Here is a 23,482-nt window from a genome sequence, read left to right as displayed (position 1 = left end):
ATGATGAATCTCGCCGAATACCGCCGTACCGCATCCCGCCTCGCCGATTACCTTCCCTGGGTAGCGCTGGTCGGCTTCGGCGTTGTCCTCAACAAGGATGGCTCGTTCCAGCGCACCGCGAAGTTTCGCGGTCCCGATCTGGATTCCGCCGTCGCGGCCGAGCTGGTCGCGGTCGCTGGCCGCCTTAACAATGCCTTCCGTCGCCTCGGCTCCGGCTGGGCGATCTTCGTCGAAGCACAGCGGTCGGAAGCCGCCACCTATCCGGCGAGCCGCTTCCCCGATCCCGCATCGGCGCTGGTCGATGCCGAGCGCAAGGCCGATTTCGAGGAGAAAGGCAGCCATTTCGTCTCTGGCTATTTCCTGACCTTCCTCTGGCTTCCGCCCGCCGAGGATGCCGCCCGCTCCGAGTCCTGGCTTTACGAGGGCCGCGAAACGTCGAGCGTGAACCCTTGGGAACTGGTGCGCGGCTTTGCCGACCGCACCGACCGCGTGCTGGCGCTGCTCGACGGTTTTATGCCGGAATGCCGCTGGCTCGATGACGCCGGGACGCTGACTTACCTGCATTCGACGATTTCGATCAACCGGCATCGCGTCCGCGTGCCCGAAACCCCGACCTATCTCGATGCGCTGCTGGCCGATCAGCCGCTGACCGGCGGGCTGGAGCCGCGCCTGGGCAATCAGCATCTCCGGGTGCTGACGATCACCGGCTTTCCGGCAACCACCACCCCCGGCCTGCTCGACGAAATGAACCGGTTGGCCTTTCCCTATCGCTGGTCGACCCGCGCCATCCTCATGGACAAGACCGATGCGACCCGGCTGCTGACGAAGATCAGGCGCCAGTGGTTCGCCAAGCGCAAGTCGATTGCCGCCATCCTGAAAGAGGTGATGACCAACGAGCAATCCGCGCTCGTCGACACCGACGCCGCCAACAAGGCGGCCGATGCCGACATGGCCCTGCAGGAACTTGGCGCCGACATGGCGGGCATGGCCTATGTCACGGCGACCGTCACCGTTTGGGACGAGGACGCCCGCCGCGCCGACGAAAAGCTGCGGCTGGTCGAGAAGATCATCCAGTCCCGCGATTTCAGCGTCATGGTCGAAACGGTCAACGCCGTCGACGCCTGGCTCGGCAGCTTGCCCGGACATGCCTATGCGAATGTCCGGCAACCGCCGGTCTCGACGCTCAACCTTGCCCACATGGTCCCTTCGTCCGCCGTGTGGGCGGGACCGGAACGGGACGATCACTTCGGCGCGCCCCCGCTGCTGTATGGCAGGACCGAAGGATCGACCCCGTTCCGGTTTTCCCTCCATGTCGGCGATGTCGGCCATACGCTTGTCGTCGGGCCGACGGGTGCCGGCAAATCGGTGCTGCTGGCGCTAATGGCCTTGCAGTTCCGGCGCTACGCGCGCTCACAGGTCTTTGCCTTCGATTTCGGCGGCTCGATCCGGGCCTGCGCCCTCGCGATGCAAGGTGACTGGCACGATCTTGGTGGCGAGCTGACCGACGCTTCCGAAACATCCGTCTCGCTGCAACCTCTGGCGCGCATTCACGAGACGGCCGAACGCGCCTGGGCCGCCGACTGGATCGTGGCGATCCTGACGCGCGAGAACATCCAGATCACCCCGGAGGTGAAGGAGCACATCTGGACGGCCCTGACCTCGCTCGCCTCCGCCCCGGTCGGGGAACGCACCATCACCGGCCTCGCCGTGCTGCTCCAGTCGAATGATCTGAAACAGGCGCTCCGCGCCTATTGCGTCGGTGGTCCCTATGGCCGGCTGCTCGATGCGGAGACCGAACATCTTGGTTCAGCAGACGTGCAGGCATTCGAAATCGAGGGCCTTGTCGGGACCGGCGCGGCGCCCGCGGTCCTCTCTTATCTCTTCCACCGCATCGGCGACCGGCTAGACGGGTGGCCCACGCTGCTGATCATCGACGAGGGCTGGCTGGCGCTCGACGACGAAGGCTTCGCGGACCAACTCAGGGAATGGCTCAAAACCCTGCGAAAGAAGAACGCCAGCGTCATCTTCGCCACGCAGTCACTGTCCGACATCGACAATTCAGCCATCGCGCCGGCGATCATCGAAAGCTGCCCAACGCGGCTGTTGCTGCCCAACGAGCGCGCCATCGAACCCCAGATCACCGCGATCTATCGCCGTTTCGGCCTCAATGACAGGCAGATCGAGATCCTCGCACGGGCCACGCCCAAGCGGGACTACTACTGCCAGTCGCGGCGCGGCAACCGCCTGTTTGACCTCGGATTGTCGGAAGTCGGGCTGGCGCTTTGCGCCGCATCGGCCAAATCCGATCAGGCCCTGATCAGCGAAATCCTCACCGAGCATGGCCGCGACGGGTTCCTCGCCGCCTGGCTCAAGGCGCGTGGCGTCGAATGGGCCGCAGAACTGATCCCGGACCTCAGCAATCTCGCGACCGAAAGCGAGGATCTGCCGTCCGTCATTTTCGATGAGGACGCGTTCGAGCTCACCCTGGAAGAAGAGGAAAGTACCCCATGACGCGCACAAAGACCCGGATTTCCCGCATGGCCAGCGCTTCGGCGCTCGCCCTTTCGCTTGCCGCGCCGCTGGCGCTCGCGCCGGACTTCATCACCCCGGCCCATGCCTTCTTCGGCGGGTTCGGCCGGATCGTCTATGATCCGACCAACCACGCGGAGAATCTGCTGACCGCCGCCCGTACGCTGGAGCAGATCAACAACCAGATCACCTCGCTTCAGAACGAGGCGCAGATGCTGATCAACCAGGCCCGCAATCTCGCGAGCCTGCCTCACAGCTCGCTTCAGGCGCTTCAGCAGAACGTCCAGCGGACCCAGCAGCTTCTCGGGCAGGCCCAGAACATTGCGTTCGACGTTCAGAACATCGATCAGATGTTCCAGCAGGACTACGGCAAGCTGTCTTTGACCGCGACCGACACCCAGATGATCGCCGATGCGCGCTCGCGCTGGGAAAACACCGTCGGCGGCCTGCAGGACGCCATGCGCGTCCAGGCCGGCGTCGTCGGCAATATCGACAGCAATCGCACGCAAATGTCGGAGCTTGTCGGCCAAAGCCAGGGGGCGACCGGCGCGCTTCAGGCGACCCAGGCTGGCAACCAGCTTCTCGCCCTCCAGTCGCAGCAGCTTTCGGACCTGATCGCTGTCATCTCGGCCAATGGCCGGGCGAATGCCTTGACCGAGGCCGAACGCGCCACGGCAGCCGAACAGGGACGCATTCAGCGCGAGCGTTTCCTGACGCCGGGGTCAGGCTATCAGCCCGGCAACGCGCGAATGTTCAACTGAGGAAAGGAGGCGGAGTATGGAGGGGAAGGTGCTGGCCCGGATCGCGGCCATTGTGTTCGTGGCCGTGGCCATCACGGCGGCGATCATCGAGATGTCGCGTGAGGAAGGCCCCGCGCCAGCACCTTCCGTCCCAGCGCTTCAGCCCGCCACCGATCCGCTGCGTCTGGAACAGCGGCGTTGCCAGGCATTGGGCGAGGCGGCGGCCAATGATGCCGACTGCCTCCGAACCTGGGCCGAGACCCGCGATCGCTTCCTCGGCAAGACACCCGCGCCAGCGACCCCCGCACAGAACGGGAGACCGTGAGCCATGGGCGGAACGGGGGTCATCGATAATTTTCTCGGCATCTTCACCAGCTATATCGACTCCGGCTTCGGCCTGCTCGGCGGCGAGGTGGCGTTTATCGCCACGACGCTGATCGTCATCGACGTGACGCTCGCCGCACTGTTCTGGGCCTGGGGCGCCGACGGCGACATCATTGCGCGGTTGGTGAAAAAGACGCTGTTCGTCGGCGTCTTCGCCTATCTCATCAGCAACTGGAACAATCTCGCACGGATCGTCTTCGAGAGCTTCGCCGGGCTCGGGCTCATGGCGTCCGGCACTGGCTTCTCGGTTGCCGATCTGCTGCGCCCCGGCCGCGTTGCCCAAACCGGGCTGGACGCCGGTCGCCCGCTGCTGGAATCTATTTCGGACCTGATGGGCTGGATCGCCTTCTTCGAGAACTTCATCCAGATCGCGTGCCTGTTGTTCGCCTGGGCGCTGGTGGTGCTGGCCTTTTTCATCCTGGCAATCCAGCTTTTCGTCACGCTGATCGAGTTCAAGCTGACCACGCTGGCCGGCTTCGTGCTGATTCCATTCGGCCTGTTCGGCAAGACCGCCTTCATGGCCGAGCGGGTGCTGGGCAATGTGATCTCCAGCGGTATCAAGGTGCTGGTCCTCGCCGTCATCATCGGCATCGGCTCCACGCTCTTCGGCCAGTTTACCGCAGGCTTCGGCGGTGCGACCCCGACAATCGACGACGCCATGGCGATCGTGCTGGCAGCCCTTTCCCTTCTCGGCCTCGGCATCTTCGGCCCCGGCATCGCCACCGGCCTCGTCTCCGGAGGCCCGCAACTCAGTGCCGGCGCCGCCGTCGGGACTGGCCTTGCGGTTGGCGGCGCTGCGATCGCAGCCGGTGGCGCGACCATGCTCGCGGCGCGGGGTGGCGCAGCCGCACTCTCGGGCGGGGCAGCACTTGCCCGCGGCGGTGCCTCGGCCGCCGGTGCGGCTTCGTCCGCCTATACCCTCGGCTCCTTGGGCGGGTCCGGCACGGCCGGGGTCGCCTCCGGCCTTGGCGGTGTGGCGCGCGCCGGAGCCTCCGCCGCCGTTTCACCACTCAAGCGCGCCGCCTCCCGCGCCAGCGACAGCCTGAAATCCAGCTATTCCGATGGTGCGAAAGCCGGATTCGCGGCATCCGGCGGCACGTCGACCATGGGCACCGTCGGCAGAGATTCGTCGCCTGCGCCGTCAACCCCCTCAACCCCTGATGGGCCGCCGGCCTGGGCGCAGCAGATGCGGCGTGGCCGGGCCATGAGCCACGGCGTCACGGCTGCTGCTCATGCTGTCCGATCCGGCGACAGCCACGGCGGCGGCTCCTCCGTCAGCCTTTCCGAAAGTGACCGCACATGAACATCTTCAAACGACCGACGACCCATTACGGCAAGGTGCCGGAACCCGAGACTCCCTATCAAAAAGCCGCACAGGTCTGGGACGAACGCATCGGCTCGGCCCGCGTGCAGGCGAAGAACTGGCGCTATATGGCGTTCGGCTGTCTGATCCTCTCGGCCGGCTTTGCCGCCGCGCTCGTCTGGCAATCGGCGCGTGGAACCGTCGTGCCCTGGGTGGTGCAGGTGGACAATCTCGGTCAGGCGCAGGCTGTCGCGCCCGCGAACGCCGATTATCGCCCGACCGATCCGCAGATCGCCTTCCATCTCGGCCGCTTCATCGAGCAGGTCCGCGCGATCCCGGCGGACGCGATCATCGTCCGGCAGAACTGGCTTCGGGCTTACGAGTTCACCACCGACCGGGGCGCGGCGGCCTTGAACGATTATGCGCGGGCCAACGATCCCTTCACCAAGGTCGGCCGCCAGCAGATCGCCGTCGAGGTGTCGAGCGTCATCCGGGCTTCGCCGGACAGTTTCCGCGTCGCCTGGACCGAACGCCATTTCGAGAACGGCCAGCTTTCCACGACCGAGCGATGGACCGCGATCCTGACTGTCGTGATCCAGCCCCCGCGCGATGCCGAACGATTACGCGCCAATCCGCTGGGAATCTACATCAACGCAATTTCATGGTCGCGGGAGATGAGCCAATGACCCGCACGACTTTCCGTAGAGCCGGTTTTCCGGTTTTCCGTAAACCCGCTTTCGCGGCTTTGCTGCTTTCCGCGACCATGTTGGCCGGCTGCGCGACCAACCGGACGCCGCAATTCAACTATGACGCCGACGTGCCGCCGCTGCCCACCGTGCAGACGGTCGCCACCGACGACCGGCCCCGGCCGCTTCACACGCCGCCGGCCTGGACGGTCGCGCGGGGCGGAACTGCTGCCAGCACTCCGGACGGCCGTGTCGAAAACGCCAATGCCGCCGCCCGTGTCGAACCTCGCCGTGAGGGCTATTACAACGCCATCCAGATTTATCCGTGGAGCGAAGGCGCGCTCTATCAGGTCTATGCGGCCCCCGGCCAGATCACAAATATCGCGCTGGCGCCGGGCGAAAGCCTGACCGGCGCGGGACCTATTGCGGCCGGGGATACGACACGATGGATCATTGGCGACACCGAATCCGGTTCGGGCGCGAACCGCCGCGTCCACATCCTCGTGAAGCCGACACGCCCGGACATTTCCACCAACCTTGTCGTGACCACCGACCGGCGCACCTACATGATCGAGCTGCGCGCGCGGGAATCGCTCTACATGCCTTCCGTCGCATGGGCCTATCCCGCGGCGCCGGCGGGAAGCCGTGCCACCACGCCCGCCGCGCCCATCATCCCCGCCGAGGCGGCGCGGAACTATCGCTACGGATTGCAGGTGCGGGGCGACAGCCCGCCATGGCGGCCGCTCTCCGTCTTCGACGATGGCCGCCGCGTCTATGTCGTGTTCCCGCGCGGCATCGTGCAGGGTGAAATGCCGCCGATCTTCGTTCTTGGCGCTGACGGCGAGCCGCAGATCGTCAATTCCCGCGTCCACCAGAACACCCTGATCGTGGACCGCCTGTTCGGCGCGGCCGAGTTGCGCCTTGGCAGCGGCGACCGCCAGCAGGTGGTCAGGATTGTCCGCATGGAACAGAGGCAGGCCGCAGCCCAGCCGGCCCGCACGACCACGGGGGGATCGTCCTCATGAGCGATACCGACATCAACGCGCCCATGCGCCTGCGCGCCGAGCCGCCCCGCGTCACCCGCCTGTCCCGAAAGGTGCTCGCCGGCGTCGGCGCGGTCGCGCTTCTCGGCATCGGCGGCGCGCTGATCTACGCACTCCAGACTCGCGATGCAGGGCCTGGAGGAGAGGAACTCTATTCGACCGAAAACCGACCTACTGCCGACGGGTTATCCGACCTGCCGCGCGACTATACCGGGCCGATCCTGGGACCTGCGCTGCCGGGCGATCTCGGCCGCCCGATCCTTGAGGCTCAGAACCGGGGGCAGCCCATAGCGACACCAGCCATTACGACACCTGCCGTCGATCCCGAAGAGGAGCGCCGGCGCGCCGAGGAAGAGGCGGCCCGCCTCAGCAACGTGTTCTTCCAGTTCGGGTCACGCTCTGGCGGGACGCCGGGAACGGCCATACCCGGCCTGGCCGGACCCGGCGGACAGCACCAGGACGCGACCCGGCAGAACCGGCATGCCGCTTTCCTCAATGGACCCGTGGACCGGCAGACCGTCGCGCCGGATCGTGTCGCGCCTCCGGCATCGCCCTACATCCTTCAGGCGGGGGCCGTGATTCCGGCCGCGCTCATCACCGGTATCCGCTCCGACCTCCCAGGCCAGATCACCGCGCAGGTCACCGAAAACGTCTATGACAGCCCCACCGGCTCGCTGCTTCTGATCCCGCAGGGCACGCGCATCATCGGCCAGTACGATGACGGCGTGACCTTCGGCCAGCGCCGCGTGTTGCTTGTCTGGAATCGCATGATCCTGCCCGGCGGCCGTTCCATCGTTCTGGAGCGCCTGCCGGGCGCGGACGCCAGCGGCTATGCCGGGCTTGAGGATGGCGTCGATTATCACTGGTGGGATCTGATGAAGGCCGCTGGGCTTTCCACGCTGCTCGCCGTCGGCACGGAGTTGGCGACCAGCGACGAGGACCGGCTGATCCGCGCGATCCGCGACGGCGCGCAGGATACCGTCAATCAGGCGGGCCAGCAGATCGTCCAGCGCCAATTGCAGGTCGCGCCGACGCTCACCATCCGCCCCGGCTTCCCGGTCAGGATTATTGTGACCCGCGATTTAGTATTCGAGAACGCAGGAGGTTGAACCCCATGACGAAGCTGAAACTCGGCCCGCTGCCAGACGACAAGCCGGTGAAGGTCACGGTGGAGTTGCCTGGGCCGCTCCATCGCGATCTTGCCACCTATGCCGAGGTGCTGGCCCGCGAGACGGGCCAGCCCGCCGCTGATCCTGTCAGGCTGATCGTGCCTATGTTGGAGCGCTTTATCGCCACCGACAGGGGATTCACGAAGGCACGGCGCTCCGTCCGGTCTCCGAAGTCACAGGTTTGACGGCCATTGCTTTCGCCAGACTGAGAAACCGACGGAAGGCGGGATTGTCGTTGCTCGCCGACCAGACAGCCGAAAAGGGCAGGATCTCGCCAAGAACCGGCCGGTAAACTACACCCGGAAATTGCGCAACGGTCATTGCCTCACTCACCAGCGTCAGACCCCGACCAAGTGCGACAAGCGGCACCAGATTATCCCGACCGACATATTGTACCTGGATCTCGGGATGCCTGCTGAGATCCGCGAGCCGCCGCACCAGATGATCGTAGATTTCCTGTCCCGGAGCAGTCTCACTGACGATGAAGGTCTCGTCGGCCAGATCGCCCCACACCACCTCCTCCCTGTTGGCCAAGGTGTGATGGTCAGGCAAGACCACGAACACACGCTCAGACCACAAGAGGACTCGTTCGCAATCTGGCCAATCCCGCGTTCCGGTGATGAAGGCTGCGTCGAGACTAAGTTGCCGGATCGCTGCGACATGTTCGGCAGGGTTCCCGTCTACCACTTCGATCCTGACCCCGCTGTGGCGCCTTCCGTACCTCGCGAGCAGCTCCGCCAAAAAGCCTGAAGCGATCGACGAATAGATACCGAGCCGGATACGTCCCACCTCAGCTTGTCCAGCCGAGGCAACATCTTGCGCGCCATCGCCTACGGTCCTGATGACTTGGCGCGCGCGCGTGAGGAAGCGCTGGCCGGCATAGGTTTGCGATACACCCCAAGTGTGGCGATGGAACAATGAAGCGCCGATCTGGTCTTCCAAGTCAGCGATGCACCGGCTTATCGCGGATTGCGACCGTCCAAGTGCGGCTCCAGCCTTGCGGAAACTTCCATACTCGGCTGCAGCCACGAAATAGCGGAGATGGCGAAGTTCGATTGATTTGGAATGCTTCACCATCCGCTGCATCACTATTTAACCACGGCGAGCGTAAGCTCCGTCCGCCGATGCTGGCACGCCGTGGCCGCCGCCGGTGGCGATCGTCTTCACAATCTGTCCCGTCACCGCATCGATTTCGGCCCCGGTATCGTTGGGTTCCGCGGCGGTACCTTGATTGGCCACATTGACGTAAGCCAAGTCCGGGGTCGCGAACATATGGATCGGGTTTCGTCCGACACCGACCCTGTTCGTCATTTGGCAGGAAGAAATATCAATGACAGCCATGCGGTCCTCGTCGCGACGAGAGCCATCTATCTCCTTGCTTGAGGGCATGAGTCCGATCTGGACCGGCGCTGCACCCACCGGCTCGGTAAGGTTCAGCGTATCGATGTCGGACACGGATCCGCCCTCGACATTAGCCACATAGAACTCGGTCTCGTCCGCGCTGAACCACAGGCGCCGCTGCCGCTCTTCTCGTTCTGCTTCGGTCATGTGTCCAGTTGATTTGCCCATGATTGAATTTCGAAGGTTCAGGCAGCCTGGTTCCGTGCGGCCTTGTCGCAGCCGTCGAAAACGGCCATCTGGCTGGCGCCACCCAGCCTCGGATGCTGCCCGGCAATGTCGGTGCACTGCACCACGTAGCCCTGCCGGTCAGCGACGCCCCTGGCCCAGCGACGGAAGCGGGCGCGGTCCCACTCGAAGCGATGATCCGGATGGCGGAACCGATGGGAAGGCACGCCGAGCAGCGGGTTGAACTCCGCGTTCGGCGTGGTGACAATCACCGTCGTCGGCCGTAGGCGGCCAAGCACTGAGCGTTCGAAGGCCCCGAGGTGGTCCGTGTCGAGATGCTCGATCGTCTCGACAAGCACAGCGCAATCGAACCCCCGCATGCGTGCGGGGACGTTCAGCAGTGATCCTTGTAAAAGCTCGACATCTCTCTCATGATCGGCTGTTTTTTCGAGCCGCGTCCGCAGCCGGGTGAGCGAGCGTTCGCAAAGGTCGACACCGACGACACGGGCGACGGCTTCCTCGCGAACAATTCCAACGAGAAGGTCACCATCGCCGCAGCCGAGATCGAGTATCGATCGCGCACGGCGGTCGCGGATCACATTTCGTACGGCCATGAGGCGTTGTTCGTGCAGCCAGCCCGTCACGCCGCGGCTTCCGGTTTGCGCATGATCGCCACATCCTTGTTCGGTATCTCGCAGGACCAGCCCATGCGATGCGCAAGAATGCGTAGCGTCTCTTCCCGATAGAACACGACATGTGTCGGATCGTGTCGGTAGTGCCAGTCCTTGAAGCGATCGTCATCGGTTCGGAAACACGTCATCACGCCGAGCCAGCCACCCGGTTTCAAGAGTGCGTCAAGACGGTCGAATTCTTCAGCGGGTCGATGGAAATGCTCGATCACCTCACTGCAGAAGATGAAGTCGTATGTGCGCTCCAGCGCGGCCGCCTCCGAGTTGAAGAATGGATCGTAGGTGGCGACCTCATGTCCGTGCTCGCGCAGAATCGCGGCAAGTGCTGGCCCCGGTCCGCAGCCGTAGTCGAGCCCACTGCTCTTGGATGGCAGGCAGGCGAGCAGCGGGTCCCCTAAGCGTGAAACGAACTTGCGGTATCGAGGATCGGCGACGTCATTTTGATGCTGGCGGTAATGCAGCAATTCTTCGCGACGATCAGGAAGATGTGTCTGGTCGAGAAAGACCGCCTCGCATTTGAGGCAGCGCCAATATTGCAGGTTGCCGATAAGCTGAAAGGGGACGCAGCCCTGTTGCCTGCACACGCGGCAGGACGGAAGCGCCCTATCATCGACCCCACTGCGGCTTGCGTCGATCACGAAGAACCTCCCACCTTGCGTGCGATGTAGACGCATTGATGCGCTTTGCGGCCCTGCAGTGGGTTATCGAACGTCACTGGCTCGGCACGGCCGACGCCGAAAGCCGCTCGGAGTACGTCAGTGAAGGTCGGATCCTCGCGATTGTTGGACCATAGGGCGAAAACGCCACCCGGCCGAAGCTGCTCGCCTAGCATGCAAAGACCGTGGAACGTATAGAGCGTCGCATTTGACGGGTGTAGTACCTCGCTTGGCGAATGATCGATGTCGAGCAGGATGGCATGAAATTGTCTGCCCGCGCTTCGAGGATCGAATCCCGTTTCCGGCCGTGCTTTCTGGAAGAAGTCGCCATGCACGAAGCGGCATCGCTTGTCGCTGGCGAGGACCTCGCCAAGGGGCAAGCGGCCACTTTCGTGCCATTCGATGACGGGCTTCATAGCCTCGACCACAAGCATCGAGCGCACGTGTGGGTTCTGCAGGGCGATGGCCGCAGTGTAGCCTAGACCGAGTCCGCCGACGACAATATCCAGGTCGGAACCTGTGAGCTCCGCCAGGCTAAGTTTTGCCAGCGCCTCTTCCGAAACCGTGAACTTCGAAGACATCAGGAACTCGTCGTTCAGCTTGATCTCGAAAATGTCGCTACCTGTCGAAAGGTCGCGGCGCCTGCGAAGGACGAGCGTCCCGAGCGACGTCACTTGGTAGTCGAGTTCTTCGAACAAGGCGCTCATCGGCGCCCCGCCATCATGGCCGGTCGTTCTGGCGGAAGCGTTGCGATCGCCTCACGGAACTCGTCGTAGAACCTCACGATTGGAACTCCGACTGGATCCGTTCCATCGACTGCCGCCAACAGGCTCAGGGGATCCGTCCCGGCGACCGTGTCTTCCGGTTGCGTACCCAGCAGATCGCCGAGCCTTCGCGCCGCCTTGCGCAGTTCGTCGACAATCGTCTCGATATTTGACTGTGTTCGCAAAGAGAGAGTCGCAAGGGCCGAGGATGGCGACAGAGGATCGAGCCGCTCGATATGCAGGACGCGGATGCTCTCGCGCATAGAGGCCGGGAGCGCAGCCAAAGACTCGCGGAACTCCGCCGCGGTCGGCACACCGTCGCGACGTTCAAGCTGCATGGTAGAAAGCCTCGTCTCCAGTACCTCCTTCATCAGTGCGATGGCTTCATCTACGCTTGAAGCCTCCACCGCTTCGACCGGGCGGATGCCCCCCATGCCCAGATAGGCGACAGCCTTGCAGATTTCGCCGACTTCGCCTGCCACGATACGGTAGAGGCGGTATTCCCGCTCAATACGGCCCTCGACCGGCTTCTTCCTTTCAGTCGTTGCTGTGGTTGCCATTCATATTCCTCTTCCTCTGGACGCAGGGCCCGCGCACGTATGCCTGCCCCGGATGGTCGTGCAGCCAGGGACGACGGTGAACCGGGGCGACCTTGCCCCGGACCGATCCCGTGAACCGCCAGCAGATGCTGCACAGTCCAAGTTGCGGCCATTACGCCTGAGCGTGCCGGACGCGAGGATCGTCAGGGCTGGCCACGTGGTTCCGCAAAAATGTGAGAGGAACAAACCGAAACGGCGGGGCTTGAAGCTCAGGGCCGCGCGGCGGGACAGCAATGATGGTGCGTAAATAGCAGTGCGAAGACTGTTTGTGTAGAGCCTTCTGCAGCTGACTTCTTACAGGGAACATTGGCCAGGCCCTCGGAAATCAAACGAAGGGCTACACAACCGGCACCGCTTGCGTTATCTTGGCGCATCTTCCCACATATTGGTGGGCTGACCCTAGACACCGAGGATGCCTGACAGGCAGCGCGCAGCGGCATCCTCGGCGTGACCCGTAAGGGTCTTCGTCGGCGATCAGCCGTCTTCGCATCCGCGGCCACCGGCCGGCGGGCAGACCTGTTTCCATCCTCGCGGAAGGAGACACATGACGATCGACACACTGATAGCCGACCACCTTCCCCGGGCGAGCGCGCAGCCGGCGAATGCGACGGAGCGCGCCTACACGCTGGTGCTCCAGCGCCACCTCCAGATCGACGACGTGACGAGACTGCTTCACTACGTTTCGGATTTCGGCACCGGGGACGCGCGCGGCCATGCGCATGACGGCGGCTGGTGCATCCGTCTTTCCGAGATGGCCGACGTGAGGCTCCTGACGTCGCAGTGCGGCGACCTCATCGAGGACCTCCTCGTCGACAAAGGAGAGGCGCGATGAACTTCAGCGGAAACGATGCAAGAGGAACCGATGTCTTGATCGCTCGAATCCTTGTCGCGAAGCCGGAACTGACGCCCGGCGTCCTGCGCCGGATTGTGCCGCGGCTCGACCATCTCGACGACCACGCGCTCGCGCAGAAGATCGCGTATCTCAAACGCAAGGGAGGGTCTGGAGGAAAGCGCGCCAGATGAGCGAGACAAAGGGTGGAGTGCAGATCCCGCCAGACCGCCGCCCGGTCGTGCTTGTCGGCATGATGGGTGCGGGAAAAAGCGTGGTCGGCCGCTGTCTTGCGCGGAGACTTGGACTGGAGTTCCGGGACAGCGACGGCGAGATCGAGATGGCGTCACGCATGTCCATCCTGGATCTCTTCGCGCTCTACGGCGAGGCGGAATTCCGTGCGCTCGAACACAGGGTGATCCGGAGGCTTCTGCGGCAAGACGCAATCGTTCTTGCGACCGGTGGCGGCGCGTTCGCCAACGATGTTACGCATGCGGAGATCGAAGCGGCAGGCGTATCCGTCTGGCTACGAGCGGATCTCGAAACTCTCTACGAAAGGGTATCGAGAAGATCGCATCGCCCCCTGCTACGAGCAGAGGATCCGCGAGCCGCGCTTGCCGATCTTCTGGCGGCTCGCGAGCCGATCTATGCCCAGGCTGACATCACCGTCGCCACGGGAAGCCAGCCGCTTTCAGTGGTTGTCGATCAAGTTCTCGAAGCGCTCGCCAAGCACCGGATGCGCGCGGCTGGGTCTGTATGTTCAAAGATGTCATCACAAATTCTCCAAACCGAAAGCAGGTCAGCATGACAAAAATTCGCGGTGGACTGATCCAGATGGCACTGAAGGCGTCGACAGAGTCGGCACCGGAGAAGATCGCCAAGACAATGCTCGATGCGCAAATCCCGCTGATCGAGAAAGCCGGTGAGCAAGGGGTTCAGGTCCTTTCTTTCCAGGAGGTGTTTACGCAACCCTATTTCTGCCCGAGCCAGGACGCGAAGTGGTACGCGGCAGCCGAGCCCGTTCCGGACGGGCCGACCGTGAAGCTGATGCAGGGCCTTGCCAGGAAATATTCCATGGTCATCGTGGTGCCGATCTACGAGCTGGCCATGACAGGCGTCTATTACAACACGGCGGCCGTCATCGACGCGGATGGGACCTATCTAGGCAAATACCGGAAGACCCATATCCCGCAGGTGGCGGGGTTCTGGGAGAAGTTCTTCTTCAAGCCGGGCGCATCCGATTATCCGGTGTTCCAGACACGCTATTGCAAGCTCGGCGTCTATATCTGCTACGACCGCCATTTTCCCGAAGGCTGGCGGGCGCTGGCGCTCAATGGCGCGGAATACATCGTCAATCCGTCGGCCACCGTCGCAGGTCTTTCGGAGTACCTCTGGAAACTGGAGCAGCCCGCGGCTGCTGTCGCCAACGGCGTCTATATCGGCGCCATCAACCGCATCGGCACCGAAGCGCCGTGGAACATCGGCGAGTTCTACGGGCAAAGCTATTTCGTAAACCCGCGCGGTCAGATCGAGGCCATAGCCTCGCGCGACCAGGACGAACTTCTCGTTCACGACATGGATTTCGAGCTTATCCGCGAGGTGCGCAACACATGGCAGTTCTTCCGCGATCGCAGACCGGAAACCTACGCCGGCCTGACAGAGATCAATTGAGACAAGTGAATCGCAGCCCGTGAACAAACCAAACGATCCCGCGCTTGGCGAAGCCATCCAGAACTATGTCCGTCGCAAGTGGAGGTATCGTGAGAAGTGGACGCATATCGGCGCGGGAAAAATGCAACTCGACAGCGATCTCATGGAGCGGATCGATCTTCTCGGCATCGACGACAAAATGCTCCTCGACGTCCAAGGAGATCGTGTCATCAGCCGAATTAGCGAACTCGAACGACGGCTGGCCGAAGAAGATCTGGGCGGCACCTGATTTGGAAAATGCAGACGCCACCGCAGATGGTCAAAGAACGAGCCAAGGAGATGACATGGCGGAAACCATGCCGCTGCGCGACACAGCCAGATACGGAAAGTTCGCGCGGAGAGAAACCGACATTACCGAGGTGCGATGGGAGCACCAACTGGATGACTTGCCGGATGTCGAGGCAACGGTCGAAAGAATTTACGGCATGCTGCCTTGGACCCACCGCATCGCCTTCGAGGATGACGGGGAGGAGGAACGATGGCTACTGCGTGGGTTCTCCCCGCTGACACAGCTCCCCGATTGATTGTCGAACGGCCAGGTCGAACTGCGTTTTCAACTCATAGCAGAAATTCTGTCAGCCAATGTCTTTTCCATCGATAAGAACCGTAGCCATGTTCGTCGCGTTGATACTGGCATGGTCGTTTGTTGGCTCGCTTCTCTTCGGTTTCTGGTGATAGCGATCCTGATGGTAATTTCCGTTCTGGGAGTGCTTCCCTGACAAGGATCGTGAGGATTTCCATCGCATTATTTCTCCCATCGGATGCCAATCCCACAACGGCCTCAAGGAATAGAACCTATGTATGATGACATGAATGTCGCCGAAGAGCTTGAGCACATTGCCGACAATCCGTCCCACTTCAGCAAGGCCGAGATGAGCGGTATGTTGAAAGTGGCTGCGGCGACGATCCGCTACCAACGACAGCGGTTGAACGAAGCCGAAGCCGTCATTCTGGAAGAACTGGTGCCCGAAGGAAACGCTTAGCTCTCACGGCGCTTTGCCGCCGTCATAGTAAGCCATGCAGAAAATGCACAGCAGCCATGACTTGAACTGGGCGGCTCGTTGCCGCATTGAAGCCACAATAAGTGGACCCGGTTTGCCGGGTGGCTCATCCGGGCGCCTATCCCCCGGCAACTGATCAAATCCTGTGCCGGCGTTCTGACCGCACGCAGTGTGATCCCCTTGTCAGTTCTCTTGCGCACATATTGATCGGAATACCCGTCGATAAATGACGAGAGACCACTGCCGGTCACCTCTGGCAGGCGGGGGAGACATGTGCTGCGATCGTCAGAAGCTAAGGCGCTGCGGGCAGCAGAATGAGTAACTATTTCACCAGCTTCATTTCTCGACATATCAAAGTGGGCCGGCTTACCGTCATCGATGCAGGCGGCCGCAGTCACCAATTCGGTGACCGGAGTGGACAAGAAATTGTGGTCCGCTTCACCGACAGGCTAACCCAATGGAAAGTCTTCCTGAACCCGGAACTTGCGGTGGGAGAGGCCTTCATGGATGGGCGCCTTATAGTCGAGAGTGGGACGATCTACGCGTTTCTGGAGCTTGTCTTCAAGAACACCGGCGTCGAGAAACTGACCGGGCCGGCACGTCTCCTGCGGCGGATGTCCCACCTGTCGCGGCGGATCAGGCAGCACAATACGCTCGGCCGTTCAAGAAAGAACGTGGCACATCATTACGATCTGGATGACGCCCTCTACGAGCTGTTCCTCGATAAAGATCGCCAGTATTCATGCGCCTATTTCGAGACGCCCGATGTTTCCCTTGAGCAAGCCCAGATGGCCAAGAAGCGGCACATCGCGGCAAAGCTGGGGCTGGAGCCTAATCAGCGCGTACTGGATATCGGTTCGGGATGGGGTGGGCTCGGCCTTTATCTGGCTAGAGTCGCGCAAGCCGATGTACTGGGCGTCACCCTATCTGAAGAACAGTTTTCTGTTTCGAATCGCCGTGCCAGAGATACGGGGTTGCAGGACCGGGCGCATTTTCTGCTCGAGGACTACCGCCGCCTTGATGAACGCTTTGATCGCATCGTTTCTGTCGGCATGTTCGAACATGTCGGCGTCGGCCATTTTGACGAATTCTTTGCAAAAGCGAAGACCCTCCTGAAGCCGGATGGAGTGATGCTTCTTCATTCCATCGGGCTGTCCGATGGACCCTCCCACACAAACCCCTGGATTCAGAAGTATATCTTCCCTGGCGGCTACATCCCGGCGCTTTCGGAAGTGCTGCCGGCGATCGAGCGGCAAGGTCTCGTCGTCTGCGACATTGAAATCCTGCGCCTGCACTATGCGGATACGCTGAAGGCCTGGCGACAGAGATTCATGGCGCGCCGAGATGAGGCGGTCGCGCTGTATGATGAGCGGTTTGCCCGAATGTGGGAGTTTTACCTTGCCGCGTCCGAGACAGCATTCCGCTACCAGGGCATGATGGTCTTCCAGATTCAGCTTGCACACGATCAAAACGCAGCGCCACTGACCAGAGACTACATAGCGCAGCGTGAGACGGTTCTGCGAGATCTGGAAATGGAACGGGCGTCGCCGTTTGAACAGGCTGCGGAGTGACAATTGCCGCTCTCCCTTGCGGAGCGCATGGTCTTGCATTCACTCCATTTCATATCCCTTTCAGTTCGCGTCGTCCGTCGGCCGGCGCCTTGGAGACAATTTTCCTATGAACTTCACAAGAATCCGCGATGAGTGGTTTGGCAATATACGCGGGGACCTGCTTGCAGGTGTCGTCGTGGCACTTGCCCTCATCCCCGAAGCCATCGCCTTTTCGATCATTGCCGGCGTCGATCCCAAGGTCGGCCTCTACGCGTCGTTCTCCATTGCCGTTATCATCGCCTTCACGGGCGGGCGGCCCGGCATGATCTCGGCCGCGACAGCCGCCACCGCCGTCCTGATGATCACGTTGGTGAAGGATCACGGCCTGCAGTATCTGCTGGTCGCCACCATTCTCGCAGGCGTTCTCCAGATTCTCGCGGGGCTGTTTCGTCTCGGCGACTTGATGGGCTTCGTCTCGCGCTCGGTCATCACGGGCTTCGTCAACGCCCTGGCGATCCTGATTTTCATGGCGCAGATCCCCGAACTCGTGGGCGTCCCGTGGATGACCTATGTCATGGTTGCGGCGGGGCTTGCCATCATCTACCTCTTTCCGCATCTGACCAAGGCTATCCCTTCGCCACTCGTCTGCATCGTGGTGTTGACGTCCGCAGCGATGTATTTCGGAATGGATATCCGCACGGTCGGCGACATGGGCGAATTGCCAGCGACGCTTCCCGTCTTCCTGCTGCCGGACGTGCCGCTGACGCTCGAGACCTTGATGATCGTGCTACCCTACTCGGCGGCGGTCGCGGTGGTCGGACTGCTTGAATCGCTGATGACCGCTTCCATCGTCGATGAACTCACGGACACAGACAGCGACAAGAACCGCGAATGCGTCGGCCAGGGCGTGGCCAACGTGGCGACGGGCTTCATCGGCGGCATGGCGGGTTGCGCGATGATTGGCCAGTCGGTCATCAATATCAAGTCGGGCGGCCGGGGGCGATTGTCCTCGTTCGCGGCGGGTGTTTTTCTTCTCGGCATGTGCGTCGGTTTGGGCGAGTGGGTTTCCGCGATCCCTATGGCCGCGCTCGTCGCGATCATGATCATGGTCTCGATCGGCACCTTCTCATGGGGCTCCATCAAGAACCTGCGCGATCATCCGCGGCGTTCGTCCGTGGTGATGGTGGCGACCGTGATCGCTGTCGTGGCCACACATAACCTCGCCATCGGCGTGCTTGTCGGTGTACTCCTCTCGGGCCTGTTCTTCGCTTCCAAAGTGGCGCAGATCTTCCGAGTTACGTCGACCGTTTCTGAGGACGGCAGGGAGCGCTCCTACGTGGTTGAGGGTCAGGTCTTCTTCGCCTCGGCCGAGCGCTTCCAGAAATCCTTTGATTTCAAAGAGGCGGTCGAGAAGGTTCGTATCGATGTCAGCCGTTCCCATATCTGGGACCTGACAGGGGTTGCCGCGCTTGACACCGTCATCTTGAAGTTCAGGCGTGAGGGTGCCGAAGTGGAGGTCTTCGGCATGAACGAGGCGAGCGAAACACTAGTCGATAAACTTGCAATCCACGACAAGCCGGGCGCGCTCGACAGCCTGACGAGTCACTGAGGGAGGAACCGGAATGTCCAAGATACTCGCTTTCATCGATGGATCGGTTTACGCCGAGAGTGTGTGCCGTCTGTCCGCCTGGGCGGCATCCCGCATGGTGCTATCCGTAGAGATCGCGCACGTGCTCGGCCGCCGCATGGCTGGGACATTTGATCTCAGCGGAAGCCTGGAGTTCAACCAGCGCGTCGCTCTCCTCGACGAATATGCCCGCCTAGACGAACAGCACGCCAAGCTCGCGCAGGCCAAGGGCCGCGCGCTCCTGGAGACAGCGAAAGAAATTGTCATGTCGGAGGGCGTTCAGACGGAGACGCGCCTGCGCAATGGCGATCTGCTGGAAGCTCTGACGGAGTTTGAGAAAGACGCGCAACTGGTCGTGATCGGCAAGCGCGGCGAAGCGGCGGATTTTGCCAAGCTCCATCTCGGTTCCAATCTCGAACGCGTCGTCCGTTCCTCGACCCGGCCTGTGCTGGTCGCCGCTCGGAAATACACGCCGTTCGACCGGTTCGTGATCGCCTTCGACGGCGGCAAGAGCGCCGAGCGCGCCGTCGATTTCGTCGCAGCGAGCGGCCTGCTGAAAGGTATGAAGGCAACAGTTCTGTCTGTCGGCGCGGAAACCGCGGAGAACCGGTCGCGGCTTGATGCACCCGTGCAGCGCCTGAAAGATGCGGGGTTCGAAGCGGAGGGAGCGCTGATTCCAGGCGAGCCGGAAGACGGCATCGGTTCGTACGTCGAGACACAGGGCATAGGACTGCTCGTCATGGGTGCCTACGGCCATTCTCGTATTCGCAGCCTCGTCATCGGCTCCACGACCGAGGCGATGGTCCGCCGCTGCAAGATCCCGGTCTTGATGTTTCGCTGACCCTGGAGCTCAATGCGCCATGGAAGACCTTGGCTACAAGGAACTCGTTGCCCGCTTCCGGCCTCGACTCAAAGAAGAATTGGCGGAGATCGAGAAGCTCGATGAGGAAAACGCCTCATGGAGTGCGCCGGTTGAGCTCGACCAGCAGAGCGTCGGCCGCGTCTCGCGTATTGACGCAATGCAGATGCAGGCGATGTCGCAGGCCGTGCAGCGCCGTCGCGCCGCCCGGCGTGTGGCCATCCAGCAGGCGCTGAAGCGCATCGAGGAAGACGAATACGGCTACTGCGTTGAGTGCGGTGAACCGATCGCACCAGGAAGGCTCGATGTCGATCCGACATTCTCTGCCTGCGTCCGGTGCGCCAAATAGTCAGCCGTCCGCTTTCTTGGCAGCCATGTGCCATGCGGCCCAAGCACCAATTGCTGCGAACGGGATGGCGGTGACGAAGACCCAAAGCCCGGTCGCTTCAGCGGTTTGCAGAGTGAGGCCGGTACCAAACCCCGCGAGGTTAGCTGTCGTGCCGGCGACAGCCGCTCCGAATGCGCCGCCGGTCTGACGGACTGCTATCAGCGCGGAGCTGCCCGTGGCCTTGTCGTGTTCGCCGAGCAGCCCCAGCACGCGACGATTCATGAGGCTCGACGAAAGGCCGAAGCCTGCCCCCGTGACGGTGGCCGCGAGCAGGAAGAGCGGAAGCGGGGCGTTGCTCGTGAATGCCGCGAGAAGGGCAAGTCCCGAGAGCACCAGGACGCCACCGGCACGAATCCATCCCTTGCCTCCTCCGGGCGGCGTTCCCGCAACACAGAAGGCGCAGGCGGTCCAGGCGAGTGCCTGCATCGTGACTGCATAGCCAGCCTGAAGCGACGACAGGCCGTGGAGTTCCTGAAGGACCGCCGGGCCATAGGCCAGCAAGCCTGTCAATGCTGCGGTAAGCGCAAACATGGCGAGATACCCCGCGCCCACCGTCCGTAGTCTGAACGCCGCCCGAGGAAGTAGCGTCACCGACGCGCGGCGCTCAATCGACAACACGACGAGACAGAGCGCGCCGCCGAGCAAGGTCATTCCCGCCGCTACCCAGGCTTTGCCGACGACGTTTGCAGCGGCGGCGGCGGCGACCGCGAGCGCCAGCACCGCTAGTTGCAGCCAGGGTACGCGGGACTCCTTCTTCGGTTTGCTCTGATCGCGAAGGAGCACGGCTGCGAGTGCGCCGAACGCGAGTGCCTGGACAACGAAGAACCAGAACACGCCCCGCCAGTTTCCGGCTTCTGCGAACACCCCGCCTACCAATGGTCCGAGCAGGGTGGCAACACCCCAAACCGCCGTCACCGAGGCAAACACGCGGGCCAGATGTTTCTCGGCGAACAGCGCTCCAACCGCTACCATGGCGAAGCCCGCTATCCATCCGCTGCCGATGCCTTGCACAAGCCGCCCGAAAAGGAAGACGGGCATGTCCCACGCGATAGCGCTCAATGCGCAACCGGCTGCGAAGAGGAGTGCTGACATTACAGTCGCCCTCCCGAGGCCGAAGATTTCCGACAGCCTCCCCGCACTCGCACTTGCGAGCACAACACCAACGAAAAATCCTGCAACAGCCCAGCCGAACAGCGCATAGCCGCCGAGGTCGGCGCCGACGGTGGGCATGATGGTGGAAGTTACGAGGCTGTCGACAGCCGTCAGCCAAACCCCCAAAAGCACCATCGCGAACCGCGGGGCGTTGCCGCCCGTCAACAGTTCGGCCCAGGAGCCGTTATCGGTATGTATCTCGGCTGCCGTCAAAGGAGCGCTCCGTCTGGCGTTATCGGGGCCAACCCTTCGCTCGCGATCCGATCGAGCCGCGGCAAAAGGGTCCGGAGCCAGATCATCGACACGACAGCGTATACGACCATCCCCCAGTACTGGGTTTCGATCGGCACAGCCAGGTCGAGCAGCAGCCCGATCAAGCCCGGCGCCAGCGCGGAAGCCAGCACCTGGCCTGCGAAGGCGATCGCCCTGATGGAGCCGAGATGACGAGTTCCGAACAATTCAGCCCAAACGGCGGCGATCAATGTGGACGCGGCGCCGTTCGTCAGGGCGCCGAGGAGCATGAACATGGGGACCGCCCATGGCGAACGCAACGTAGCGAGAACCGCGATACCCATTGCCATCGGCATGAGGAACAACGGCAGAAACCGTCTCGCCGCGTAGCGGTCGACCAGCCATCCCGTCATGAGCGCGGTCGCGACGCTGGTTATAGCGTATAGCGGAAACCATCCGGCGAACCACGGCATGGTCCAGCCCTTCACCTCGACCAGATGGACCTGGTGAAAGAAAATCCCCGTCATGGCGAATGACGGCACGACGATGCCTGCCACGACCGCAAAGAACTCTGGCCTGCGGACAACTTCGGCGCGCGTCCAGCTTCGCTGCTCAATGCCGGACGTTATTTCGAACGGCTCCACCGCCGATGGCGGAGGCTCCTTGCGAAGCAGAAGCATGACAACCGGAATTGAGACCGCAACCAGCACTGAAGCGGCGGCGAGCCAAGTTTCCCGCCATCCTATGCTCGCGATCAAGGACACTGCAATAAAGGGCATCACCGCCTCGCTCGCCGGGAATCCGAGCACGGCGATTGACAGCATCCGCCCTCGCCGGCGCAGGTACCATCGCCCTGTACCGGTGATCGCCAGATGCCCCATCGCCCCCTGGCCGAACAGCCGCAGGCCAAAAAGAATAGGGAGAAGCATCCACGCAACCGAAACGACCGACATCGCCATACACACGGCCGCTAGCGCCAAGATCGCCAGCGGGCCGAGCCTGCGGACAGGCCAGATGTCCGCCACCTTGCCGCCCCAAACGAGCGCGGCCGCGCTCGCGGTCGTCGCGACGGCGTAAAGCATCCCGAACCCGCCGTCGGTAAGCCCAAGCTCCGCCTTCAGCCACGGCGCGAAGATCGCGATGAAATAGGTCTGACCGAAGGCCGACGACATGGTGAGCGCGAAGGCGGCGGCGACAAGCGCGTTCGACGCGGGTTGCCTCCCACTCAATCGTCGTCTCCGCCAGTGACAGGTTCGACCAGTTGCTGAAATTCTTCGAGCAGTATCCGCTCGTCTGGTTCATCGCCTGGATGCACGTAGATCTCGCCGCGGAATTTCTCGACCCAGTGATGACCTGAGCCATGGAGACGTAGATACGAGCCGATCTCCCGGACGGTCGACTGTCCATATCCTTCTTTCACGCGGAACTTCATCATGCCACTCCTTCCTCCTGGCGCCGCCTGGAGGCCTCGCGGACGATCATCATCGACACGTCGTCGCGGGACTGGTCATCGGGTACGATGATGCGCACGAGATCGAGATGATGTGCTTGTCCCGGCATCTCGGCGACCGCCTGGAGGATCGCTGGACAGCCAGAGGCCTCGTCGTTGGACAGACTGCCGAGCGGCGACAGCGCCACGGAGCGTAAGCCGAGCCCATCCGCCTTCCGAAAACCTTCAAGCGTGCAGCGTCGTATCAGTTCGTCGCCCGGATGCGGGCTGTCGAGAGACGCTACGACGCAATTGATCAGCCTGTCCGCCGGAACGCCAAATCCCGCAGTCACGGCCAGTTTGCCAAGCGTCATCGGTCCTGCTTCCGCACAGGCTCCTCTGAGGCGCTGGCCTCCCGCTTCATGTATGCGCTCCGCCTCGGTTCCATAGGGCTGCAGCCAGGTGTCCACGAAGACGATCAGCCCATCAATGTTTGCTTGCTCGGCGAGCGAACCGGATAGGCACTGAATCGTTAGCCCGTCGAGATGGATTCTCACACGCTTTCTCCTTTTCCGATT

The 23,482-nt window shown here is 62.4% G+C and carries 29 protein-coding genes and 1 other annotated feature; of the genes, 19 read left to right on the top strand and 10 right to left on the bottom strand.

Going from position 1 to position 23,482, the window contains the following annotated elements:
• From trbE to J2X50_RS12940, 8 genes are read left to right on the top strand one after another with little or no spacing between them, the layout of a single operon-like run.
• Window positions 1–2,511, top strand: a complete 2,511-nt coding sequence (gene trbE, locus J2X50_RS12975) for a conjugal transfer protein TrbE (protein WP_012092658.1) — start codon at window positions 1–3, stop codon at window positions 2,509–2,511.
• Entirely contained in the window at window positions 2,508–3,290 is a 783-nt protein-coding gene (gene trbJ / locus J2X50_RS12970; protein WP_012092659.1) for a P-type conjugative transfer protein TrbJ, read from the top strand. The genes trbE and trbJ overlap by 4 nt, the downstream gene beginning before the upstream one ends.
• A 16-nt stretch (window positions 3,291–3,306) precedes the next feature.
• Window positions 3,307–3,594, top strand: a complete 288-nt coding sequence (gene trbK-alt, locus J2X50_RS12965) for a putative entry exclusion protein TrbK-alt (protein WP_012092660.1) — start codon at window positions 3,307–3,309, stop codon at window positions 3,592–3,594.
• Between the two features lie 3 nt (window positions 3,595–3,597).
• Window positions 3,598–4,956, top strand: coding sequence for a P-type conjugative transfer protein TrbL (gene trbL, locus J2X50_RS12960; protein ID WP_012092661.1), 1,359 nt, complete (start codon window positions 3,598–3,600; stop codon window positions 4,954–4,956).
• A complete protein-coding gene (trbF, locus tag J2X50_RS12955) occupies window positions 4,953–5,642 on the top strand; it encodes a conjugal transfer protein TrbF (RefSeq protein ID WP_012092662.1) in 690 nt (229 codons plus the stop codon). Before trbL ends, trbF begins: the two co-directional genes overlap by 4 nt.
• The gene (gene trbG / locus J2X50_RS12950; protein ID WP_429095479.1) at window positions 5,639–6,667 is read left to right on the top strand and encodes a P-type conjugative transfer protein TrbG; all 1,029 of its coding nucleotides are present in this window, start codon (window positions 5,639–5,641) and stop codon (window positions 6,665–6,667) included. The genes trbF and trbG overlap by 4 nt, the downstream gene beginning before the upstream one ends.
• The gene (locus J2X50_RS12945; RefSeq protein WP_429095477.1) at window positions 6,664–7,794 is read left to right on the top strand and encodes a TrbI/VirB10 family protein; all 1,131 of its coding nucleotides are present in this window, start codon (window positions 6,664–6,666) and stop codon (window positions 7,792–7,794) included. Before trbG ends, J2X50_RS12945 begins: the two co-directional genes overlap by 4 nt.
• Window positions 7,795–7,799: 5 nt before the next feature.
• Complete coding sequence (locus tag J2X50_RS12940; protein ID WP_122520912.1) at window positions 7,800–8,039, top strand: DUF2274 domain-containing protein; 240 nt, start codon at window positions 7,800–7,802, stop codon at window positions 8,037–8,039.
• On the opposite strand, the gene J2X50_RS12935 is transcribed toward J2X50_RS12940, so the two are convergent.
• The 6 genes from J2X50_RS12935 to J2X50_RS12910 are packed head-to-tail and all read right to left on the bottom strand — an operon-like array spanning window position 7,993 to window position 12,089.
• The gene (locus J2X50_RS12935; RefSeq protein WP_429095475.1) at window positions 7,993–8,931 is read right to left on the bottom strand and encodes a LysR family transcriptional regulator; all 939 of its coding nucleotides are present in this window, start codon (window positions 8,929–8,931) and stop codon (window positions 7,993–7,995) included. The two genes, J2X50_RS12940 and J2X50_RS12935, sit on opposite strands and share 47 nt — an antisense overlap.
• Before the next feature lie 15 nt (window positions 8,932–8,946).
• A complete protein-coding gene (locus J2X50_RS12930) occupies window positions 8,947–9,402 on the bottom strand; it encodes a YncE family protein (RefSeq protein ID WP_429095472.1) in 456 nt (151 codons plus the stop codon).
• A gap of 38 nt (window positions 9,403–9,440) precedes the next feature.
• Window positions 9,441–10,064, bottom strand: coding sequence for a methyltransferase domain-containing protein (locus J2X50_RS12925; protein ID WP_429095469.1), 624 nt, complete (start codon window positions 10,062–10,064; stop codon window positions 9,441–9,443).
• Entirely contained in the window at window positions 10,061–10,747 is a 687-nt protein-coding gene (locus J2X50_RS12920) for a class I SAM-dependent methyltransferase (protein WP_429095467.1), read from the bottom strand. Before J2X50_RS12920 ends, J2X50_RS12925 begins: the two co-directional genes overlap by 4 nt.
• On the bottom strand, window positions 10,744–11,472 hold the full coding sequence (locus J2X50_RS12915) for a spermidine synthase (protein ID WP_429095465.1): 729 nt from the start codon (window positions 11,470–11,472) through the stop codon (window positions 10,744–10,746). Before J2X50_RS12915 ends, J2X50_RS12920 begins: the two co-directional genes overlap by 4 nt.
• Window positions 11,469–12,089, bottom strand: coding sequence for a hypothetical protein (locus J2X50_RS12910; RefSeq protein ID WP_429095464.1), 621 nt, complete (start codon window positions 12,087–12,089; stop codon window positions 11,469–11,471). The genes J2X50_RS12915 and J2X50_RS12910 overlap by 4 nt, the downstream gene beginning before the upstream one ends.
• 583 nt (window positions 12,090–12,672) lie before the next feature.
• Between J2X50_RS12910 and J2X50_RS12905 the strand changes: the two genes are divergently transcribed.
• The 11 genes from J2X50_RS12905 to J2X50_RS12855 all read left to right on the top strand — a co-directional run bounded on the left by J2X50_RS12905 (window position 12,673) and on the right by J2X50_RS12855 (window position 20,053).
• Window positions 12,673–12,960 (top strand): hypothetical protein, encoded by a 288-nt coding sequence (locus J2X50_RS12905; RefSeq protein WP_429095462.1) that lies wholly within the window; start codon window positions 12,673–12,675, stop codon window positions 12,958–12,960.
• Window positions 12,957–13,151: a hypothetical protein gene (locus tag J2X50_RS12900; protein ID WP_429095459.1), complete on the top strand. Its 195-nt coding sequence runs from the start codon at window positions 12,957–12,959 to the stop codon at window positions 13,149–13,151. The genes J2X50_RS12905 and J2X50_RS12900 overlap by 4 nt, the downstream gene beginning before the upstream one ends.
• Window positions 13,148–13,765 (top strand): shikimate kinase, encoded by a 618-nt coding sequence (locus J2X50_RS12895; RefSeq protein WP_429095457.1) that lies wholly within the window; start codon window positions 13,148–13,150, stop codon window positions 13,763–13,765. Before J2X50_RS12900 ends, J2X50_RS12895 begins: the two co-directional genes overlap by 4 nt.
• Window positions 13,714–14,628: a nitrilase-related carbon-nitrogen hydrolase gene (locus J2X50_RS12890; protein ID WP_429095455.1), complete on the top strand. Its 915-nt coding sequence runs from the start codon at window positions 13,714–13,716 to the stop codon at window positions 14,626–14,628. The genes J2X50_RS12895 and J2X50_RS12890 overlap by 52 nt, the downstream gene beginning before the upstream one ends.
• A gap of 19 nt (window positions 14,629–14,647) precedes the next feature.
• On the top strand, window positions 14,648–14,896 hold the full coding sequence (locus J2X50_RS12885; RefSeq protein WP_429095454.1) for a hypothetical protein: 249 nt from the start codon (window positions 14,648–14,650) through the stop codon (window positions 14,894–14,896).
• Between the two features lie 55 nt (window positions 14,897–14,951).
• Window positions 14,952–15,191, top strand: coding sequence for a hypothetical protein (locus tag J2X50_RS12880; RefSeq protein WP_429095452.1), 240 nt, complete (start codon window positions 14,952–14,954; stop codon window positions 15,189–15,191).
• Window positions 15,192–15,464: 273 nt separating this feature from the next.
• Entirely contained in the window at window positions 15,465–15,650 is a 186-nt protein-coding gene (locus J2X50_RS12875; protein WP_429095450.1) for a hypothetical protein, read from the top strand.
• 100 nt (window positions 15,651–15,750) lie between these two features.
• Window positions 15,751–15,803: a sequence feature (sul1 is cis-regulatory element that is thought to sense ions involved in sulfur or methionine metabolism; They are found in Alphaproteobacteria), on the top strand.
• Between the two features lie 179 nt (window positions 15,804–15,982).
• On the top strand, window positions 15,983–17,239 hold the full coding sequence (locus J2X50_RS12870; RefSeq protein WP_429095448.1) for a class I SAM-dependent methyltransferase: 1,257 nt from the start codon (window positions 15,983–15,985) through the stop codon (window positions 17,237–17,239).
• A gap of 106 nt (window positions 17,240–17,345) precedes the next feature.
• Entirely contained in the window at window positions 17,346–18,827 is a 1,482-nt protein-coding gene (locus J2X50_RS12865) for a SulP family inorganic anion transporter (protein WP_429095447.1), read from the top strand.
• 13 nt (window positions 18,828–18,840) lie between these two features.
• Window positions 18,841–19,686, top strand: coding sequence for a universal stress protein (locus tag J2X50_RS12860; RefSeq protein ID WP_429095445.1), 846 nt, complete (start codon window positions 18,841–18,843; stop codon window positions 19,684–19,686).
• 19 nt (window positions 19,687–19,705) lie between these two features.
• Window positions 19,706–20,053 (top strand): TraR/DksA family transcriptional regulator, encoded by a 348-nt coding sequence (locus tag J2X50_RS12855; protein WP_429095443.1) that lies wholly within the window; start codon window positions 19,706–19,708, stop codon window positions 20,051–20,053.
• On the opposite strand, the gene J2X50_RS12850 is transcribed toward J2X50_RS12855, so the two are convergent.
• From J2X50_RS12850 to J2X50_RS12835, 4 genes are read right to left on the bottom strand one after another with little or no spacing between them, the layout of a single operon-like run.
• Window positions 20,054–21,457 carry an MFS transporter gene (locus J2X50_RS12850; protein WP_429095441.1) on the bottom strand — a complete coding sequence of 468 codons (1,404 nt, stop codon included), beginning with the start codon at window positions 21,455–21,457 and terminating at the stop codon, window positions 20,054–20,056.
• A complete protein-coding gene (locus J2X50_RS12845) occupies window positions 21,454–22,704 on the bottom strand; it encodes an MFS transporter (protein WP_429095439.1) in 1,251 nt (416 codons plus the stop codon). Before J2X50_RS12845 ends, J2X50_RS12850 begins: the two co-directional genes overlap by 4 nt.
• A complete protein-coding gene (locus tag J2X50_RS12840; protein WP_429095438.1) occupies window positions 22,701–22,910 on the bottom strand; it encodes a hypothetical protein in 210 nt (69 codons plus the stop codon). Before J2X50_RS12840 ends, J2X50_RS12845 begins: the two co-directional genes overlap by 4 nt.
• Window positions 22,907–23,461 (bottom strand): macro domain-containing protein, encoded by a 555-nt coding sequence (locus tag J2X50_RS12835; protein ID WP_429095435.1) that lies wholly within the window; start codon window positions 23,459–23,461, stop codon window positions 22,907–22,909. Before J2X50_RS12835 ends, J2X50_RS12840 begins: the two co-directional genes overlap by 4 nt.
• Between the last annotated feature and the right edge of the window lie 21 nt (window positions 23,462–23,482).

It is taken from the genome of Aminobacter sp. BE322 (assembly GCF_050433525.1).
Taxonomy (GTDB): domain Bacteria; phylum Pseudomonadota; class Alphaproteobacteria; order Rhizobiales; family Rhizobiaceae; genus Aminobacter.
This window is presented reverse-complemented; position numbering and strand designations above follow the sequence as displayed.

Excerpts from the sequence above, each read along its gene's own strand:
- trbE (WP_012092658.1), top strand. The coding sequence starts at position 1 with ATGATGAATCTCGCCGAATACCGCCGTACCGCATCCCGCCTCGCCGAT.
- trbJ (WP_012092659.1), top strand. The coding sequence starts at position 2,508 with ATGACGCGCACAAAGACCCGGATTTCCCGCATGGCCAGCGCTTCGGCG.
- trbK-alt (WP_012092660.1), top strand. The coding sequence starts at position 3,307 with ATGGAGGGGAAGGTGCTGGCCCGGATCGCGGCCATTGTGTTCGTGGCC.
- trbL (WP_012092661.1), top strand. The coding sequence starts at position 3,598 with ATGGGCGGAACGGGGGTCATCGATAATTTTCTCGGCATCTTCACCAGC.
- trbF (WP_012092662.1), top strand. The coding sequence starts at position 4,953 with ATGAACATCTTCAAACGACCGACGACCCATTACGGCAAGGTGCCGGAA.
- trbG (WP_429095479.1), top strand. The coding sequence starts at position 5,639 with ATGACCCGCACGACTTTCCGTAGAGCCGGTTTTCCGGTTTTCCGTAAA.
- J2X50_RS12945 (WP_429095477.1), top strand. The coding sequence starts at position 6,664 with ATGAGCGATACCGACATCAACGCGCCCATGCGCCTGCGCGCCGAGCCG.
- J2X50_RS12940 (WP_122520912.1), top strand. The coding sequence starts at position 7,800 with ATGACGAAGCTGAAACTCGGCCCGCTGCCAGACGACAAGCCGGTGAAG.
- J2X50_RS12935 (WP_429095475.1), bottom strand. The coding sequence starts at position 8,931 with ATGGTGAAGCATTCCAAATCAATCGAACTTCGCCATCTCCGCTATTTC.
- J2X50_RS12930 (WP_429095472.1), bottom strand. The coding sequence starts at position 9,402 with ATGACCGAAGCAGAACGAGAAGAGCGGCAGCGGCGCCTGTGGTTCAGC.
- J2X50_RS12915 (WP_429095465.1), bottom strand. The coding sequence starts at position 11,472 with ATGAGCGCCTTGTTCGAAGAACTCGACTACCAAGTGACGTCGCTCGGG.
- J2X50_RS12910 (WP_429095464.1), bottom strand. The coding sequence starts at position 12,089 with ATGGCAACCACAGCAACGACTGAAAGGAAGAAGCCGGTCGAGGGCCGT.
- J2X50_RS12905 (WP_429095462.1), top strand. The coding sequence starts at position 12,673 with ATGACGATCGACACACTGATAGCCGACCACCTTCCCCGGGCGAGCGCG.
- J2X50_RS12900 (WP_429095459.1), top strand. The coding sequence starts at position 12,957 with ATGAACTTCAGCGGAAACGATGCAAGAGGAACCGATGTCTTGATCGCT.
- J2X50_RS12895 (WP_429095457.1), top strand. The coding sequence starts at position 13,148 with ATGAGCGAGACAAAGGGTGGAGTGCAGATCCCGCCAGACCGCCGCCCG.
- J2X50_RS12890 (WP_429095455.1), top strand. The coding sequence starts at position 13,714 with ATGTTCAAAGATGTCATCACAAATTCTCCAAACCGAAAGCAGGTCAGC.
- J2X50_RS12880 (WP_429095452.1), top strand. The coding sequence starts at position 14,952 with ATGGCGGAAACCATGCCGCTGCGCGACACAGCCAGATACGGAAAGTTC.
- J2X50_RS12875 (WP_429095450.1), top strand. The coding sequence starts at position 15,465 with ATGTATGATGACATGAATGTCGCCGAAGAGCTTGAGCACATTGCCGAC.
- J2X50_RS12870 (WP_429095448.1), top strand. The coding sequence starts at position 15,983 with ATGAGTAACTATTTCACCAGCTTCATTTCTCGACATATCAAAGTGGGC.
- J2X50_RS12865 (WP_429095447.1), top strand. The coding sequence starts at position 17,346 with ATGAACTTCACAAGAATCCGCGATGAGTGGTTTGGCAATATACGCGGG.
- J2X50_RS12860 (WP_429095445.1), top strand. The coding sequence starts at position 18,841 with ATGTCCAAGATACTCGCTTTCATCGATGGATCGGTTTACGCCGAGAGT.
- J2X50_RS12855 (WP_429095443.1), top strand. The coding sequence starts at position 19,706 with ATGGAAGACCTTGGCTACAAGGAACTCGTTGCCCGCTTCCGGCCTCGA.
- J2X50_RS12840 (WP_429095438.1), bottom strand. The coding sequence starts at position 22,910 with ATGATGAAGTTCCGCGTGAAAGAAGGATATGGACAGTCGACCGTCCGG.